General features: G+C 56.7%; 15 protein-coding genes. 9 read left to right on the top strand and 6 right to left on the bottom strand.

Going from position 1 to position 15,707, the window contains the following annotated elements; translation table 11 throughout:
- Positions 1-24 precede the first annotated feature (24 nt).
- The 6 genes from B0G62_RS15415 to B0G62_RS15390 all read left to right on the top strand — a co-directional run bounded on the left by B0G62_RS15415 (position 25) and on the right by B0G62_RS15390 (position 6,657).
- Positions 25-1,113 (top strand): Gfo/Idh/MocA family protein, encoded by a 1,089-nt coding sequence (locus B0G62_RS15415; protein WP_103705071.1) that lies wholly within the window; start codon positions 25-27, stop codon positions 1,111-1,113.
- 88 nt (positions 1,114-1,201) lie between these two features.
- A complete protein-coding gene (chvE, locus tag B0G62_RS15410; RefSeq protein ID WP_103705070.1) occupies positions 1,202-2,272 on the top strand; it encodes a multiple monosaccharide ABC transporter substrate-binding protein in 1,071 nt (356 codons plus the stop codon).
- An 88-nt stretch (positions 2,273-2,360) separates the two neighbouring features.
- Positions 2,361-3,890 carry a multiple monosaccharide ABC transporter ATP-binding protein gene (gene mmsA / locus B0G62_RS15405; protein ID WP_103705069.1) on the top strand — a complete coding sequence of 510 codons (1,530 nt, stop codon included), beginning with the start codon at positions 2,361-2,363 and terminating at the stop codon, positions 3,888-3,890.
- A 1-nt stretch (position 3,891) separates the two neighbouring features.
- Positions 3,892-5,100, top strand: a complete 1,209-nt coding sequence (gene mmsB, locus B0G62_RS15400; RefSeq protein WP_103705068.1) for a multiple monosaccharide ABC transporter permease — start codon at positions 3,892-3,894, stop codon at positions 5,098-5,100.
- Positions 5,101-5,259: 159 nt separating this feature from the next.
- A complete protein-coding gene (locus B0G62_RS15395; protein WP_103705067.1) occupies positions 5,260-5,556 on the top strand; it encodes a Dabb family protein in 297 nt (98 codons plus the stop codon).
- Positions 5,557-5,595: 39 nt separating this feature from the next.
- A complete protein-coding gene (locus B0G62_RS15390; RefSeq protein WP_103705066.1) occupies positions 5,596-6,657 on the top strand; it encodes a maleylacetate reductase in 1,062 nt (353 codons plus the stop codon).
- A gap of 216 nt (positions 6,658-6,873) precedes the next feature.
- On the opposite strand, the gene B0G62_RS15385 is transcribed toward B0G62_RS15390, so the two are convergent.
- Positions 6,874-7,182, bottom strand: a complete 309-nt coding sequence (locus B0G62_RS15385) for a hypothetical protein (RefSeq protein WP_103705065.1) — start codon at positions 7,180-7,182, stop codon at positions 6,874-6,876.
- Between the two features lie 222 nt (positions 7,183-7,404).
- Positions 7,405-8,301, bottom strand: a complete 897-nt coding sequence (locus tag B0G62_RS15380; RefSeq protein ID WP_103705064.1) for a LysR family transcriptional regulator — start codon at positions 8,299-8,301, stop codon at positions 7,405-7,407.
- 118 nt (positions 8,302-8,419) lie between these two features.
- Here B0G62_RS15380 and B0G62_RS15375 point away from each other — a divergent pair, with 118 nt between their 5' ends.
- The 3 genes from B0G62_RS15375 to B0G62_RS15365 all read left to right on the top strand — a co-directional run bounded on the left by B0G62_RS15375 (position 8,420) and on the right by B0G62_RS15365 (position 10,369).
- Positions 8,420-9,163: an SDR family oxidoreductase gene (locus B0G62_RS15375; protein ID WP_103705063.1), complete on the top strand. Its 744-nt coding sequence runs from the start codon at positions 8,420-8,422 to the stop codon at positions 9,161-9,163.
- Between the two features lie 130 nt (positions 9,164-9,293).
- Complete coding sequence (locus B0G62_RS32585) at positions 9,294-9,908, top strand: alpha/beta fold hydrolase (protein WP_322789237.1); 615 nt, start codon at positions 9,294-9,296, stop codon at positions 9,906-9,908.
- Positions 9,909-10,033: 125 nt separating this feature from the next.
- A complete protein-coding gene (locus tag B0G62_RS15365) occupies positions 10,034-10,369 on the top strand; it encodes a helix-turn-helix domain-containing protein (RefSeq protein ID WP_103705061.1) in 336 nt (111 codons plus the stop codon).
- A gap of 39 nt (positions 10,370-10,408) precedes the next feature.
- Here B0G62_RS15365 and B0G62_RS31295 read toward each other — a convergent pair whose 3' ends face one another.
- From B0G62_RS31295 to B0G62_RS15340, 4 genes are all read right to left on the bottom strand, one after another.
- A complete protein-coding gene (locus B0G62_RS31295; protein ID WP_146055302.1) occupies positions 10,409-11,497 on the bottom strand; it encodes a hypothetical protein in 1,089 nt (362 codons plus the stop codon).
- A 654-nt stretch (positions 11,498-12,151) separates the two neighbouring features.
- Positions 12,152-13,177 carry a hypothetical protein gene (locus tag B0G62_RS15350; RefSeq protein WP_103705058.1) on the bottom strand — a complete coding sequence of 342 codons (1,026 nt, stop codon included), beginning with the start codon at positions 13,175-13,177 and terminating at the stop codon, positions 12,152-12,154.
- Positions 13,178-13,416: 239 nt separating this feature from the next.
- Positions 13,417-14,757, bottom strand: coding sequence for a helix-turn-helix domain-containing protein (locus B0G62_RS15345; RefSeq protein WP_103705057.1), 1,341 nt, complete (start codon positions 14,755-14,757; stop codon positions 13,417-13,419).
- Positions 14,758-14,870: 113 nt separating this feature from the next.
- A complete protein-coding gene (locus B0G62_RS15340) occupies positions 14,871-15,698 on the bottom strand; it encodes an SIR2 family NAD-dependent protein deacylase (RefSeq protein ID WP_244193261.1) in 828 nt (275 codons plus the stop codon).
- Positions 15,699-15,707 lie beyond the last annotated feature (9 nt).

The raw sequence follows: 15,707 nt of genomic DNA, 5'->3' as shown, positions 1-15,707 counted from the left end.
CCATCAAGCGAAAGGAGACAAGCCATGGCACGAAAGATTGGCTCTCAGGAAACGATTGGCGTCGCATGCCTGGGGATTACGCACCCGCACACCTCGGGACGGGTCAAGGCGATTCAGCGACGCACGGACGCGAAAATGCTCGGAGCGTGGGACACGAGTCCGCTTCTGACGCCCTTTGTCGATGCGCTGGGTCTCGAAGTTCGAAGCAAGGAAGACATTCTGGCGGACGAGAACGTACATGTGGTCCTCGTGCACTCGAAGAGCGACAAGATGGCTGACTTGACCATCGAAGCGCTTGAAGCGGGGAAGGCAGTATTGTGCGAGAAGCCTGCCGGCCGTAGTTCGGAAGACGCAAAGCGCATTGTCCAGGCAGTCGAGCGTACTGGCGGCATTGTGCAGGTTGGTTACTGCTGGCGCTTTGCTCCGTCGGTAGACGCGATGCAGGCGGCCCTGAAGAGTGGTCGCCTGGGCCAGGTTGTGCAGGTCCGTGCGCATGGTGGTTGCTCACATGACGAGGCGGGTACTGCACATATGACGCAGCCTGGTGACATCGGCGGCGCAGTGTTCGTTATCGGTTGTCACCTGGTAGACCGCATCCTTCATCATTTCGGAACGCCGCGGTCGGTAAACGCGCGCATCACGAAGTTCCCGAATTTCCACGGCGACGAATCGCGTGAAGACGCCGCCGGCGCGGTGCTGAACTACGAAGACAAAATAGTGACCATCGACTTCATGTCGTGGGACGTGCTGCCGTGGACGGAGAGCTGGGACATCACGGCCTACGGTACCGAGGGCATCATGTCGTCGCGTTCGCTGCCTGCTAGCTACAAGATTTACGACGCTGGCAAGGGTGCCTACCCCGAAGGCTGGACCGAGTGGCAAGAAACAAGCTTCCCTGAAATCTGGGCAACGAAAAAAACGGAGTACTCGCCGGATATCGCCGAAATCGGCAACCCGGTGTATTTCGACCGCGAATCGAATGCCTTCTTCGACGCTGTCCGCAGCGGCATGCAGTCGGTCGTTCCGGCGACCCAGGCGTACAACATCAGCCGGGTCATCGAGGCGATGTTTGCGTCCTCGAAGCAGGCCGGCGCGGAAGTCTTTATCGAATAACCATGGATGGACCCCGTGCTTTGCGGGGTCCGAAATTCTTGTCGTCAGTCTTTACAAATAAATATGTAGTCCTTATCAGGAGACGAAAATGAACGTCATCAAGCGTGTTGTTTTTGCTGTCAGCCTTACCGTGGGGATGTCTGCGCTGTCGATTGCGGCGCACGCCGAAGACAAGGGCGTCATTGGCATCTCGCTGCCCGACAAGACCGAATCGCGTTGGCTCACCGACGGAAAGAGCATGGTCGATGCGTTGAAGGCAAAGGGCTACACCGCAGACTTGCAGTACGCGAACTACGACGTTCCGACGCAAGTGAACCAGGTGGAAAACATGCTCGCGAAGGGCGTCAAGGCGTTGGTCATCGCGCCTATTGACGGGAAGACCTTCTCCGATGCTCTGGCCTACGCCCAGAAGAAGCACATCAAGGTCATTTCGTACGACCGGCTCATTAGCCAGACGAAGGACGTGGACTACTACGCAACGTTCGACAACTACGGGGTCGGCGTGCTCCAGGCGCAAAGCATCGTACAAGAGTGGCAGAAGAAGGGAAGCAAGACTCCGTACAACATCGAAGTCTTTGGTGGTTCTTCGGATGACAACAACGCGCACATGATTTACGCAGGCGGCATGTCGGTTCTGAAGCCCTACCTCGACAGCGGCAAGTTCGTGATTCGTAGCAAGCAGGTCGCATTCGAAAAAGTTGCGACACGTAACTGGGATGGCGCGACAGCCCAGTCCCGCATGGACAACCTTTTGAGCGCGTTCTATGGCAAGGACCGTCTGGATGCGGTCTGGACGCCGAACGACGCCATCGCTATTGGCGTGATTTCGTCGCTGAAGGGCGTCGGTTATGGGTCCGCGCAGTCGCCTATGCCCGTCGTGACCGGACAGGACGCTGATATTCAAAACGTTAAAGCGATTGTCCGCGGCGACCAGACAACGACTGTGTTCAAGGATACGCGCAAGCTCGCGAGCGTGACGGCCGACATGGTGGACGATGCGCTCACGGGTAAGACGGTTCCGGTCAACGATACGAAGAGCTACAACAATGGCGCGAAGGTTGTCCCCACGTACCTGGTGAAGCCGGTCCTCGTTGACAAGGACGCTGTCCAGCCGTTGCTTGTCAACAGCGGTTATTACACGGCGGCGCAAATCAAGTAACGGCGCGTGGTCCAGAGCGCCGCGAAAGGTGTGACCCAAAACGGCGCTCTGCAACAAGGCATTAAGTGCTAGACACGAGGAAACGGAGATGGACACGATTCTGGAGATGAACGGCATCCAGAAGGAGTTCGGGCAGGTGAAGGCCCTGAATAACGTCAATCTGAGAGTCAGAAAAGGCGAGATTCATGCCATCTGCGGCGAGAACGGCGCCGGTAAGTCGACGCTGATGAAAATCCTGAGCGGTGTCTACGCACATGGCTCGTATGGTGGCTCCGTGGTCTACGACGGTGAGGAGCGCGCGTTCGCTGATATCACTGACAGCGAAGAGGTCGGCATCATCATCATCCACCAGGAGCTCGCGCTGGTCCCGATGCTTTCCATCACGGAGAACATCTTCCTTGGTAACGAGCAATCGCGGCGGGGTGTTATCGACTGGCAAGGTTCGCGCGCACGCGCAAAGGAACTGCTGAAGAAGGTGGGCCTGAGCGACTCTCCGGATGCGCCGGTCGGCACGCTTGGCATTGGCAAACAGCAACTGGTAGAAATCGCGAAGGCTTTGTCGAAAGAAGTTCGTTTGCTCATTCTCGACGAGCCGACGGCAAGCCTGAACGAAAAAGACAGTGACACGTTGCTCACACTCTTGCTCGACCTGAAAGAGCGCGGAGTGACGTCAATCATCATTTCGCACAAGCTCAACGAGATATCCCGCGTGGCTGACAGCATCACGGTTATCCGTGATGGTTCGACGGTTGACGAACTGGATTGCCACGCGGAATCCATTAGCGAAGACCGCATCATCAAGGCCATGGTTGGCCGCGAAATGTCTGACCGTTATCCACAGCGGACGCCGAACATCGGCGAGGTGATTTTTGAGGTCAAGGATTGGCGAGTCCAGCATCCTACCCAGCGTGAGCGCGCAGTCATCAAGGGCGTCAATATGAACGCTCGTGCCGGTGAAATTGTAGGTATCGCCGGGTTGATGGGCTCAGGGAGAACTGAGCTTGCCATGAGCGTTTTTGGTGGCGCATACGGCCAGGACATCAGCGGCACAGTGCTCATTCATGGCAAGCCGGTAGATGTCTCTTCCGTGAGAAAGGCAATCAACGCGGGTCTTGCCTATGTCACGGAAGACCGCAAGGGAAATGGCCTGCTCCTCGACGACGACATCCAGACAAACATCTCGCTGGCCAATCTGGCCGGCGTGTCGAAATATGGTGTGGTGAACGAGCATGAAGAAGTCAACGTCGCAGCAGACTTCCTCAAGAAGCTTCGCATTCGAGCGCACGGCGTGTCTCACGTCGTGGGCAATCTGTCTGGCGGCAACCAGCAAAAGGTAGTCCTGAGCAAGTGGCTGTTTTCGGAGCCTGACGTCCTCATCCTTGACGAGCCCACCCGCGGTATCGATGTGGGCGCGAAGTACGAAATCTACAGCATCATCAATCAAGCGGTTGCGGCGGGTAAGTGCGTCGTCATGATTTCTTCGGAGATGCCTGAGCTTCTGGGCATGTGCGACCGCGTCTATGTCATGAACGAAGGCCGATTTGTCGGTGAGTTCACGTCGGAAGAAGTCTCGCAGGAAAAAATCATGCGGGCAATTATGAGAAATGGAGGCATCTGAAATGCGTAAAGCTCTCTCACCGACGGCTCCTCAGGAGGCCGAGGTCAAGAAAAGCGAAATCATTGACGTGATTAAGCGCGGCGCCAGCGAATATGGTTTGCTATTCTCGCTCATCGTCATCATGATTTTCTTCCAGGTTGCGACAGGCGGCGTGCTGATGCAGCCGCTGAACCTTACCAACCTTGTCTTGCAGAACAGCTACATCGTCATCATGGCCCTTGGGATGCTGATGGTGATTGTCGCTGGGCATATTGACCTTTCAGTGGGCTCGACCGCCGGCCTCGTCGGTGCGCTTGCTGCGGTCTTGATGGTGCAGTTCAACGTCAACTACGTGCTGGCCACCATCATCTGTATTGTGGCGGGCGCCCTTATCGGTGCGATACAAGGCTATTGGATTGCATTTTGGCGGATGCCGTCGTTCATCGTGACGCTGGCTGGTATGTTGGTGTTCCGTGGTTTGACGAACCTGGTTCTTCAGGGGCAATCGATTGGTCCTTTCCCCGACAGCTTTGCGGCGGTGAGCTCGGGCTTCATCCCTGATGTGTTCCGCGGCCAGGACCTGCATATTACGTCCATCGTGCTTGGTGTGTTGGTCGGTGCTGCATTCTTCGCCATTGAGCTACGCCATCGTGCCGCCGCCACTAAATATGGAATGGAGAAGGGGTCGTTTTCGATGTTCGTCGCGAAGAACGTCGTTCTCACTGGCCTCATCGTCTACTTCTGCTACCTCCTTGCGTCTTATCGTGGGTTGCCAACGGTGCTCGTCATCATGGGCGTCCTGATTGGCCTGTACACGTTTGTGATGAATCGAACGACGATTGGGCGCCGGGTCTATGCAGTGGGGGGCAACGCAAAGGCTGCGCGACTCTCTGGCGTCAGCGTACCCGCGGTGAGCTTCCTCACTTTTGTGAACATGGGGGTACTTGCAGCGCTGGCCGGAATTATCTTCGCCGCGCGTCTGAACAGTGGTACCCCGAAAGCGGGGACTGGCTTCGAACTGGATGTCATCGCAGCGTGCTTTATCGGCGGTGCCTCTGCATCCGGTGGCGTTGGGAAGGTTGTTGGGGCGGTCGTTGGCGCTTTCATCATGGGCGTCATGAACAACGGCATGTCCATCATGGGTATCGGTGTCGACTATCAACAGGTTATTAAGGGCATCGTGCTGCTTGCTGCAGTGTTCGTGGATGTCTACAACAAGAACAAAGCCTGATTACAGCGTCACGTGTTGGAACTCTGAGAGAGCATTACTTCTGGGTTGCAAATTTCGCGCGGAAGAATTGGCGATAGGCGGCATTCTGAGCCTCGGCTCTGAGTCTCTGGAAGCGATATCGGCGCTAGCCTGACGCCGCAATCAAATGACGGAAACGACATGATTAAGCACATCGTTATGTGGGACGTTCGCGGCGAGACGCCGGAACAGAAGAAGGATACGGCACAGTTTGTCAAAACCGCTTTCGAGAGTCTCACCGGAAAGATTCCAGGGCTCTCGAAACTCGAAGTCGGCATGGATGTGAGCAACGTCGACTACGCGTGTGATGTTGTGCTGTACACCGAGTTCGAGACTGTCGCTGACCTGGAGGCCTATGCTTCGCATCCAGAGCATCTGCGCGTTAAGCAGGTTCTTGGAGACTGCCGGATTGCGCGGCATCAGGTCGATTACGTCTGATGCTCGCACCTGTCTGACACATAGCGGAACAATCAGCTCATGTATGACTTCACTTATACGACCCACTCCTCGCGCGTAGTTTTCGGCCAGGGCAGTATGAAACTGGTCCAGCAAGAGGTCGAAACGTTGGGCGCTCGCCGTGCACTTGTTCTTTGCACGCCAGAGCAGCGCACTCAGGCAGAGGTGGTCCATTCGCTGCTTGGACCGTCCAGTGCCGGCGTGTTTGATGGCGCACAGATGCACGTCCCTATCGAGAATGCTCGAAAGGCGCGAGAGTACGCGAAGGAAGTCGGAGCGGACTGCGCGGTTGCTATAGGCGGAGGCTCGACGATTGGGCTCGGCAAGGCCATCGCGCTTGAGTCGTCGCTTCCAATCATCGCAATCCCTACGACGTATGCTGGCTCGGAGATGACGCCGATTTACGGCATTACCGAGGACGGCTTGAAGCGTACGGGGCGCGACCAGCGGGTGCTCCCCAAGACGGTGCTCTACGACCCTGAACTATCGGTTGGTCTCCCGGCGCAGCTATCCTTTGTCAGCGGTTTGAACGCGATTGCTCATGCGGCGGAAGGCTTGTATGCAAAAGACGGCAATCCGGTCATGGCATTGATGGCCGAAGAGGGCATTCATTCGCTCGCGAAGGGTCTTCGTGGCATCAAGAAGAATAATCGGAGCATGGACGCGCGCAGCGAGTGTCTCTACGGTGCGTGGCTCTGCGGGATGGTTCTCGGCAATGTTGGGATGGCCCTCCATCACAAGCTCTGCCATACGCTCGGTGGAACGTTCAACTTACCGCACGCTGAAACGCACGCAATTGTTCTTCCGCATTCTCTTGCCTACAACGCGCCAGAAGCCGCGGACGCGATGGAGCGTATTGCAAGGGCGGTCGGCGCTGAGGACGCCGCAGACGGACTCTATGCGTTGAATCTTGAGCTAGGTGTTCCGACTGGCTTGAAGGAGATTGGACTGGGTGAGGATGACTTGGACCATGCCTGCGACGTGGCTATGTCTAACCCTTATTGGAACCCGCGTCCTATCGAAGCTGGGCCGATTCGTGAGTTGCTCCAACGCGCATGGGAGGGCAGCCGTCCACAGGCCTGAAACCGTTGTAAATTTTATGACCTGTAGACTGTCAGGACGAGGCATCTTCGAAGATTCAGATGCCTCGTCTGATACAAAAAAGACTCCCATCTACATATGACTTGAATGTCAAGGTAGCTATTTAAGAGAATAGAGTCTTAAAGACATATCTAGGTAGCAGGTTTATATTTTGATGGCTAAGGTGCAAGGCCGCCCTAAGCGATTCAACACCTAGCTCTACCGGTTTCCCCTGAGCATGAACGGCTCAAGAAGCGACTTGATATCTACCTGCCGACCTTGAAGGATGAGCAGTCGGGCATGCAATACTGTATTCTCTAACACGAGCTTCGCCGTACTTAGAAGGTACATGGCATGCAAATCCGAGGCCCCCATGTCACGTTCAATTACATGATGCCTTTCGACGAGTGAGTTCATCACCAGGTGTCTGAGCTCGTTCTCCCCGAACGGCAAATCGGCGTAATCGATTGGGTCCTCAGTTTCTACCTCTCGTAACATCTCAACCAGTGTTTCGGTGCTCACGTTCATGTGCGGCTCCTTAACGTCGGCTAAACGGCTCAGGACTCGCTGTCAGGCTAGCGACTTCTATTCTGAAAGTCTAGCCATTGTGGTGCTATAAGCATGAGGCGTTGCTAGAGCGAAAGGCACCGAGGCGATACTTACCTCAGCTTCTCAGTTGTCGCGCGCTTCGTCTGGCGCGAGCGGGCAGTCCGTACTCTGAAAGCCGTTTGCCCGCAATCGAAGTGCGCATCACGCATATTTCGCGATTGCCGCTACGAGCGAATCAAACACCAGTCTGACCCGCGCCGGAACGGGGCCGCGCTGCGGGCGATAGACATAGATTTCCCATGGTTCGGGAGTGAATCGCTCCAGAACTGGCACCAAGCTGCCGTCCGCGATGTACTGGTCGGCGAGATAAGCCGGAATCTGTCCAAAGCCCATTCCGGCCAGAATGGCTTGGCACTCGGCTTCGCCGTCGTTGCTGGCGAAGCGCGGCGATGCAGGAAGCAACTGGTCTCCGTCGGCAAAGTACCAGGGCCAGGCTTTGCCAGAGCTGATATCGCGCAAAGCAGTCGTCGGGAGGTCATTCAACTGTTCGATGTTGACCGGCTTGCCATGACGTGCAATCAGGTCTGGCGTGCCGACGATGCGGAATTCGGGCGCCGCGACGCGGCGCGCGACGAAACGGTTGTCATGGACTGGTCCGTAACGCACCCCGATATCGATGCGGTCGTCCACGACCGCGGCGCGAGCGTCGCTCAGGTGCAAATCGAACCGCAAGAGTGGATGCGTGTTGCTCAGGTTTTCCAGCACAGGCATCAACCATCTGCGTCCCAGCACGACTGGTGCCGTCAAGCGAACAATACCTTCAAGTTCTTGCGCTTGCCGTTGCGGAGCCTGGAGGAACAACTCGTCCAACTCGCGAACGCTGGTCTTCGCGCGGTTCGCCAGCGCTTCGCCGTACGTGGTGACTTGTATGCCGCGCGTGCTGCGGTGGAAGAGGACTTCGCCGTGCAGCCGCTCAAGGTCCTGCACAGCCCGCGTGACGGCTTGCGGCGAGATGCCAAGCTGCGCCGCCGCTGCTTTGAAGCTTTCTGACTCTGCCGCAGCCACGAAGATGCGCAACATCTCCAGCCGATTCTGCATGGTTTTGATTCCAGAAAGTGGAATTCAGTAATCTTAGCATTTCCATTTACTGGAGTAGTCGGCGTTCATAGACTCCTCTTCATGTTGGATTTGTTCATCTCACTTGACGAGGAAAATCATGAGCAACAATACCGAAGGAAAGGTTGTCGTTATCACCGGTGCAAGCAGCGGTCTGGGTGCCGCGACGGCGCGTTTGCTGGCCGCGCGCGGTGCCTCGGTTGTCCTCGGCGCACGCCGGGTCGAAATGATGAACGCCCTCGCGGACGAAATTCGTGCTGCGGGCGGCAAGGTCGAAGTGGTCGCGACCGATGTGACTAAAGTCGAACAGGTGCAGAACCTCATCGACACCGCAGTGAAGGTCTTCGGTCGCCTGGACGTTCTGGTCAACAATGCTGGCCTGATGGCCATCGCGCCGATGAGCGAACGCAAAGTCGATGAATGGGACCGCATGATTGACATCAACGTGAAGGGCGTCCTGTACGGCATCGCCGCCGCGCTGCCGGTCTTCCAGCAACAAGCAAGCGGGCACTTCATCAACATTGCCTCCGTGGCGGCCATCAAGGTATTCAGTCCTGGTGGCACGGTGTACAGCGGAACAAAGTACGCGGTACGCGCAATTTCGGAGGGTTTGCGCCATGAAGTTGGTGGGTCGATTCGCACGACGACCATTGAGCCGGGTGCCGTCGACTCAGAACTGAAACTGGGCAGCAGCCATGAGGAAAGCAGCCAGTTCGTCAAAGAGTTCTACAAGCTGGCGATTCCGGCGGATTCCGTGGCACGGGCCATTGCGTACGCCATCGATGAGCCGGCAAACGTGGATATCAACGAAATTGTTCTGCGCCCGACCGCGCAGGATTTTTGAGTCTCGAACGTCGTTTGGAACTATGTCGTCTCGACGTAGACCACACACAGTCCGAAGCAGGGCAGTCGGTGGTCGTCGTCGACGCTGATACGTTCGATTCGACAACGAGAGTCGGGGGTGACTTCTTGTCATGCTGGTGGGCTCTGGTCTGGATAGGCTCCTCCAGAGCCCACAAAGCATCGACATTCGGCCCGTCGGCGGTAGGGCTATCTCATGCCAGCATCGAGACGGACATTGTGGAACTGCGGTAAGGTGGGTCGGGAGCCCGCTTTGCCAGCTTGTAGACGTGGAGCGGAGAGCGCCTCCGCTTTCGTATGCATCTGTCTATCTACAAGCCTCGGTAATGCGCATAGTTCCTCTAGCCACTGGTGATTCGAAATTCCCCACTTTGGTTTGCTTGCCAGGCGCGATGTGCAGTCCATTCGTCTACAAGCAGTGTGCTGTGACCTCAGGGCTGAAAGCAGAAGCATTGGCTTGGCTGGAGGACGACGGTCCATTCGACTTGAACTCCATCGCAAATCGCATCGTAGATGCAATCTCTGACGATGAAGCCGTAATTCTCGTCGGTCACTCACTCGGAACACCGTTAGCGGTCTTGGCTGCGCTCAAAGCTTTCGCGCGGGGCAAACGAACCGTGAAAGGCCTCGTGTTGTCCAACAGTGGCGCGAACACGAAAGGACACGGGGATGCCGAGGCTATCGTGCGCAGGATACGGGAAGATTCCGTACCCCGGCCGGTCGAGTGAAACTAGTCGCCTGCAAGTCGAGCGGTTATTGCGTATGGCTTGCGTCGTGCGATTCGGCTTTCGCAGGCAACGTAGTCTACGAATTACGTAGAGAAACGGCAAGTAAATTCTACGATAGTCGTAGGATGGCCACGAAGGAACCAACCACTGTTTTTGGACGCCGCTTGCGTGATGCAAGGCGGCTGGTTGGTATTCCGCAGGACCGTTTGGGCGTTCAAATTGGGCTGGACGAAGGCACGGCCAGTGCAAGAATGAGCCGCTACGAAACGGGAACGCATGAGCCTGCGTTCGACATTGCAGTCAAGCTCGCCAAGGCACTGCACTTACCCACAGCGTATTTTTATTGCGACGATGACGAGCTTGCCAATGTGATACTTGTCTGGGGGCATCTGTCGAGGTCCGAGCGCAAGCGCGTCAGACCGCTGATTGAGGCAGAGTTTTCCATCAAGGCTTCCGGTTAAGCGTCCAGTGGAGTTGACCCTGCAATCCCGGACACAGCTTCACGCTAAGGTTGCTGAGTCCATGTCTTCGATAATGTCCGCAACCTGCTCCCAATCAACCGCGAGCAAAGGTATTGTGGTCTCTCCCCGCCGAATATATTCCGCAAGCAACAGGTCTCCATGGCCAGCGAAAAACCGGAAAGGTGAAAATTCCAGTACGCACGGGAGCTTGCTGTCGGCAAGGCTGTCCACCGGCCAGAATTCAGCCGGATAGTCGCGCCGGATAAGTAGGGGGCTGTCCTGCGGAAATCGTTCATCGGCCCATCGTCTCCAGGCTTCCTGCAGGGCGGTCGCTGGTAAAGTGACCAGAGCGGCACGGACCGACTTCAAACATTCAGGGTCCGGTATTCTGAACCCCGGTCGCTCATGAAAAGCCGTTTCAAAGCGAAGGCACCACACTGCCGCGTCGGTCGCGCTGTGTGGTAGCTGTCCGAGCGTTGAGCGCAGGTTGCAGAAATGATGTTGGAACTCTGGATACAGACTCAGCCATCTATTGGCACGGTCATGGGTGAGCGGTTCAATGTCCCGCTTTTGACAATACGATACATGCGAACAGGCTTGGCACCTTGGCCCGTATGCGAAGCAAACCGCCGCACGATAGATGCTGAAACTTCTTGTGTCAAAGCGCGACCAGGCGAAGCTCGCTCTGAAGACTGCCGCTACATATTCGAATGTCTGCCCCGTCTTGGCAGCAATGTCTCGATAGAACAGTACTGCTTGTTGGCATGCGGACCTGGAGGGATTCTTGAGTTGAGAATTCTTATCGACCACGATACCCATCCGCTTCAGGATGACCAAATCGGCGAGTCCGACGGGATGGGATATACCAAGACTCTGAATAAGTGAATCTGGATAAAGCCCCGGGAATGCTTCAAGCAGCGCGCTGCGTAATGAAGATTGCTCCCAGCCGGCCCCTGGCTCTATGAATCGCTCGAAGAATGCATGCAGGCATCCAAACTCGGGGTCGCCCACGATATTCAACGCATCCCGAGCAAGTCGGCTGCAAAGCATTGCATTGTATTTATAGCGTCGAGGCATGCCCACAATCCGGAATATAAGTTTCCAATCCCGGCGTTGATATTCCGCCACGTGATGCATATCCTGAAGAAACGGACGAAGCCCCTCCTTGCGACGTTCGCTAATGGCACGACGCCAACTGTCGCCAGCAGGTGGAGCGAAGGGCTGTCGCAACAGAGCAGGGTCGAGACTGAATGCAGCATCGCATATCGCGTCGAAGTATCGCTGGTTTGACTTATCGGCAAGACGTCGTAGGAGTCCTGTCAGATGATGTGCTTGCGGGACCCTTGTGACGTTCGCTTCTGCGTTGGCCAGCAACACTTTCGCATGGGGAAGTGGAAACGAGACGGACATGGTTGGCTTGGCTGCTCCCGGATGTGAGTGTCGAGGCCCATGTCCCGTGCGTCTTCCGTCATGCTATGTAGCGCGATGGGTTCCAATGGCTGCTCCAGGCTTCGTACAGAAGTAAGGAGTACAAATTGGTCAGGGTGGGCGATGAGCAAGTGGCGCTATGTGCGATTTGGAACTCGGCGAGGAGCAACGAGTGGCTCAGACAGTCGTTATCCGCCCGGATGAGCAAGTCGTCATCCCCGCCCCGTGAGGAGTGACGTCGGTCTACGACGTCACGTGCCGAATTCCTCGTGACCTCCCGCAGACGGACTCACGCGGATTGAGCAACCGTTACCCACCAGGCAGGAGGACTCTCTGTTCAGAAGCGGTGCCGGTTCACACCATGGAGACTGTTTCACAATCGGCATCGTCCGGCTTGCCTTCTCCGGAGTCGTTGACATAGCGGTCGACAATGGAGCGATAACTTGCACGCATGAGCACGATGTCGACTTCCCGGATAGACTTGTGTTGGCTTTGCGGCAGTGGCGTGATGAGCGGTGCGAACCTGCGACAAACGTCGACGACTTCGAAGAGCGTGTCGGGATGACTGAGGTACTTCTCCGGATTGGAGAGTGCCGCCGCCGAATCGTTGAGGCAACCAAGAAGCGCGACCGAGCGCACCAGATGTACGTCCGGTTTCACGACCCAAAATCCTAGGTCCATGAGGCCGTGCAGCACCGTCGTAACGCCCCAGCCGAGACCGAACTGGGTAGCAAGTTTCTCGACCGCAGCACGAACCTTGGCGATGGGTTGGTACGGCGCGAGTTCGTTTACTAGCCACTCAAGAACGTTGCTGGCGTTTGGATAGTTGGGTTCGCCACCGCTTTCCCGTGCCAGCCACCGCGCGAGTTGCTGCATCATGTACAGGCGGAAAGTGGCAGTCTTCGGCATCTGAAACATGCGGCCATCGGTAAGGGGGACGCTGAAGCCGCGCTTTTGAGCGTAGAAGCTTTGCGCAAGACTTCCTGACACGGAAAAGCGGCTGTCGGCGCGCGCATTGCCCGCGCCGAGGTCGACGATATTCCAGCCGCTGGATGCAAGTTCGCGCCAGTCCGGAAAGAGGCCGAGCGCCCACGCTGCTTCTGCCGGGCGTCCCGCTTCAACGCTCATGTTCGTGAAGAGCGGCTTGTCACCCATGCGAGTCCAGAAATCGTCGGCACTCAGCTGGCCGGTGGTATCAGTGACCGCGCCGCTGATTGTGGCGACAGTGCCGGTCCGCTCGCAACGCACTTCGAGCTCCTCGACGTCTTCGGGAAATTCGGCAAAGATTGCATTACGCATTTGCTCATAGAGCTCCACCGTGAGGCGGCGGTGTTGCGGTTGGTTGAGTTCGGAACCGGTGGGGAAATGGTTCTCTGGCATCAAATTCTTCTCCGACGATTTGCGCCGTTCAGAGCGCACGTATGTATATGAGATTCCGTTTTAGAAGCAAACGGTTCTTTTACCGCTGAATACTTGTTTGTGGCGGGCACGCGGTTTAGCGAGCGACGCACGGGCTTCTTGGCGTGGTCCGGCGCTCGCTGCCAGGGTTGGGGAAGCGTTCGAGCTAATTTTGCTCAGCCCCGACTTCATTAGTCATTCCACGTCGCTCAAGTCGTGGTTTATGACGCATTGGGTCCGTCAAGCCGCGCACTATTGATGCCGGGTGGGAACAAAACGGCGTTTAGCTTTTGCCAGATTTCCTTGCTCGGAAGCGTCGCATTGCTATGTGTGGCGTTCTCATAGCGGGAGGGCATCACGGTATGGATGCCCACTAACCGCGCAAGTGCGCTGTAGGTTAGGCCCGCAGCAAGTCGAGCTTCTTGCAGCGCCGACCGGAAGTCAGGCGCAGTGACGTCGGGCAATCGTGTCTGTGCACTTGCGGCAGGCGACGAGCGACCACCTTGAGAGGTCTCAGTGTGGAGCTGAGATTTCTCCTGCGGTACGCCTGACCGGACAGCTGTTATCCGGCTTTCGCTGGTACTTCTCCTTCTCCTGTGGAGCGCGTCGGCTCCTCTATCGCTATGCGAATCACGAACCCGATGGAAATCATACCCAAGCATGAAAAGCGCCGCCTCAAGCCTGCGAAGTCCATCGGGCCCTGCGCACCATTCCGCACCAGCTTTGTCACGCGCGGCAGAGAGAATCCAGTTGGCCCAGACATTCACCCGGGCCCACGACCTGGAACCGTAACGTCCGCCATACAGCTTGCCAAACTGCTGTCCGCCAGTTGATGGGTCCCGCAGCGTGCCGCCGCCATCACCGTTGGCCCACAGGAACTGGAGCTTCTCTGGAACGCCTGCAAAGCGCGGCAGGGAGGCCAGGTATCGTTGCACGAGGAACCCTAGGGCAGCTCCGACGCGACCATCGTAAATAATGTGATTGGGAAGTGCCAGCGCGTAGTATTTCGTCCAGCCGGCGTTCATTCGTGGCGAGAGGGTGTGGCCGCTCTCTCCTCCGCCGAAAGCCTCAATATCCGGATTGTCTCCGGCCAGTGCTTCTCGACCCATACGCAGGACATGAGGGAGGGCTTGTTCCTGTTGCTTTGCCCAACGCATATTTGCGGCGTACGCGCGACGTCTTTCTCCAAAGCCCCACTTCATCACTTCGTGACATGCCGCTTCCGCGAGCTCGTACGCACGGAAGCTATTCTCGCCCTCAATGGCTTCCTTGATTTTCGCGCTGACTGCGCTGAGCGCAATCATATTGCCCTCAAAGTCCTTTCGGTTCCACCAATACATGTCAAAAAGGTTTTCAAGACTTTCGGCATGCACCACGTAGACCGGACCGCCACCGTTCCGGTAGTCTTGGTAACCACCCGGAAACTTGTCTTCAAAGCCATCATAAAGTTGGTTTCTTGAAAACCCGATGGAAAGCCTGAGGGCCTTGCCCCGGATGACGCCAGTCAGGAAGGCGACGAAATCCTGAATGTCTTTATCTTCGAGGTAGTCAGTACGGTTCACGACGGTTCAACTCTTGGTAGAAGATAGGTCGGGCTAGCGATAGGGTTTTGACCTTTGTACGAGGGCTCGCTATCGTTAACGGAAAAATCGACGGTTTTTTGAGGGAGAGATGCTCATGACCGTCGATGGAGTTCAATGTCGATTTGTTGTAGAGCGTCTCGCGCACCACACGCCATTCCTACCCCGACTGCAAACGGTATCGCTGACTCTCGCGGATTGATGCGGATGACACGAGGGCCATGCCGTTCACTGAATCGCCTCACGGTCGGTATCGCCCGGCCAGCGCCCACCTCGACTACTACCGGGCGCTGGACGCGTTCGAACCAGGATGCGAGCTGCCTTTCCTGCTGCTCCACGTGCTTTTCCACCCATCGCCAGTCCCCGAACATCAGAATGTTCGGCCGCGCAAGAGCATTGCAATGCGGACACCTCGGCATCTCGTTTTCGAGCAGACAGGTCGTCTCGTTGCCGATGGGCACGAAATCGTCAGCCGGCCAGGTCTCATCGGTACAAGCCTCGACGCATTGAAGCCGGTGGATGGTTCCATGGCATTCCACAATGCGTTCTGCATCAAATCCAGCCTTCTGGAACTGACCGTCGACGTTGCTGGTGAAGACGAAAGCGCCGTGTTTCATTGCCGACGCCCACCTGAGCAGAATGTCGAAGCCCGCATGAGGCATGGTTGCGCGATAGAGCGCGAGCCGGTGCCCATAAAACCCCCAGCTCAAGCGCGGATTGCTCGAAAAGCCCGCAGGGTTGGCGATGTCCTCGAACGAAAACCCATAGTGGCGCAGGGCCGGGTATGCACGCCAGAATCCTTCCTTTCCCCGGAAGTCAGGTAGCCCGGAATCCACCCCCATGCCGGCGCCCGCGGTGATGAGCAGGCCGTCCGCATCGCGAATCCACTCGACTGCCTGTCTGACTGCAATTTCGTTTTCCACCTACTACCC

The sequence above is a fragment of the Paraburkholderia eburnea genome, assembly GCF_002917095.1.
In the GTDB taxonomy this organism is placed as follows: Bacteria; Pseudomonadota; Gammaproteobacteria; order Burkholderiales; family Burkholderiaceae; genus Paraburkholderia; species Paraburkholderia eburnea.
The sequence above is the reverse complement of the archived record's forward strand: the minus strand, read 5'-3'. Positions and strand labels throughout refer to the sequence as shown.

Excerpts from the sequence above, each read along its gene's own strand:
- B0G62_RS15415 (WP_103705071.1), top strand. The coding sequence starts at position 25 with ATGGCACGAAAGATTGGCTCTCAGGAAACGATTGGCGTCGCATGCCTG.
- chvE (WP_103705070.1), top strand. The coding sequence starts at position 1,202 with ATGAACGTCATCAAGCGTGTTGTTTTTGCTGTCAGCCTTACCGTGGGG.
- mmsA (WP_103705069.1), top strand. The coding sequence starts at position 2,361 with ATGGACACGATTCTGGAGATGAACGGCATCCAGAAGGAGTTCGGGCAG.
- mmsB (WP_103705068.1), top strand. The coding sequence starts at position 3,892 with ATGCGTAAAGCTCTCTCACCGACGGCTCCTCAGGAGGCCGAGGTCAAG.
- B0G62_RS15395 (WP_103705067.1), top strand. The coding sequence starts at position 5,260 with ATGATTAAGCACATCGTTATGTGGGACGTTCGCGGCGAGACGCCGGAA.
- B0G62_RS15390 (WP_103705066.1), top strand. The coding sequence starts at position 5,596 with ATGTATGACTTCACTTATACGACCCACTCCTCGCGCGTAGTTTTCGGC.
- B0G62_RS15385 (WP_103705065.1), bottom strand. The coding sequence starts at position 7,182 with ATGAACGTGAGCACCGAAACACTGGTTGAGATGTTACGAGAGGTAGAA.
- B0G62_RS15380 (WP_103705064.1), bottom strand. The coding sequence starts at position 8,301 with ATGCAGAATCGGCTGGAGATGTTGCGCATCTTCGTGGCTGCGGCAGAG.
- B0G62_RS15375 (WP_103705063.1), top strand. The coding sequence starts at position 8,420 with ATGAGCAACAATACCGAAGGAAAGGTTGTCGTTATCACCGGTGCAAGC.
- B0G62_RS32585 (WP_322789237.1), top strand. The coding sequence starts at position 9,294 with ATGCTGGTGGGCTCTGGTCTGGATAGGCTCCTCCAGAGCCCACAAAGC.
- B0G62_RS15365 (WP_103705061.1), top strand. The coding sequence starts at position 10,034 with ATGGCCACGAAGGAACCAACCACTGTTTTTGGACGCCGCTTGCGTGAT.
- B0G62_RS15350 (WP_103705058.1), bottom strand. The coding sequence starts at position 13,177 with ATGCCAGAGAACCATTTCCCCACCGGTTCCGAACTCAACCAACCGCAA.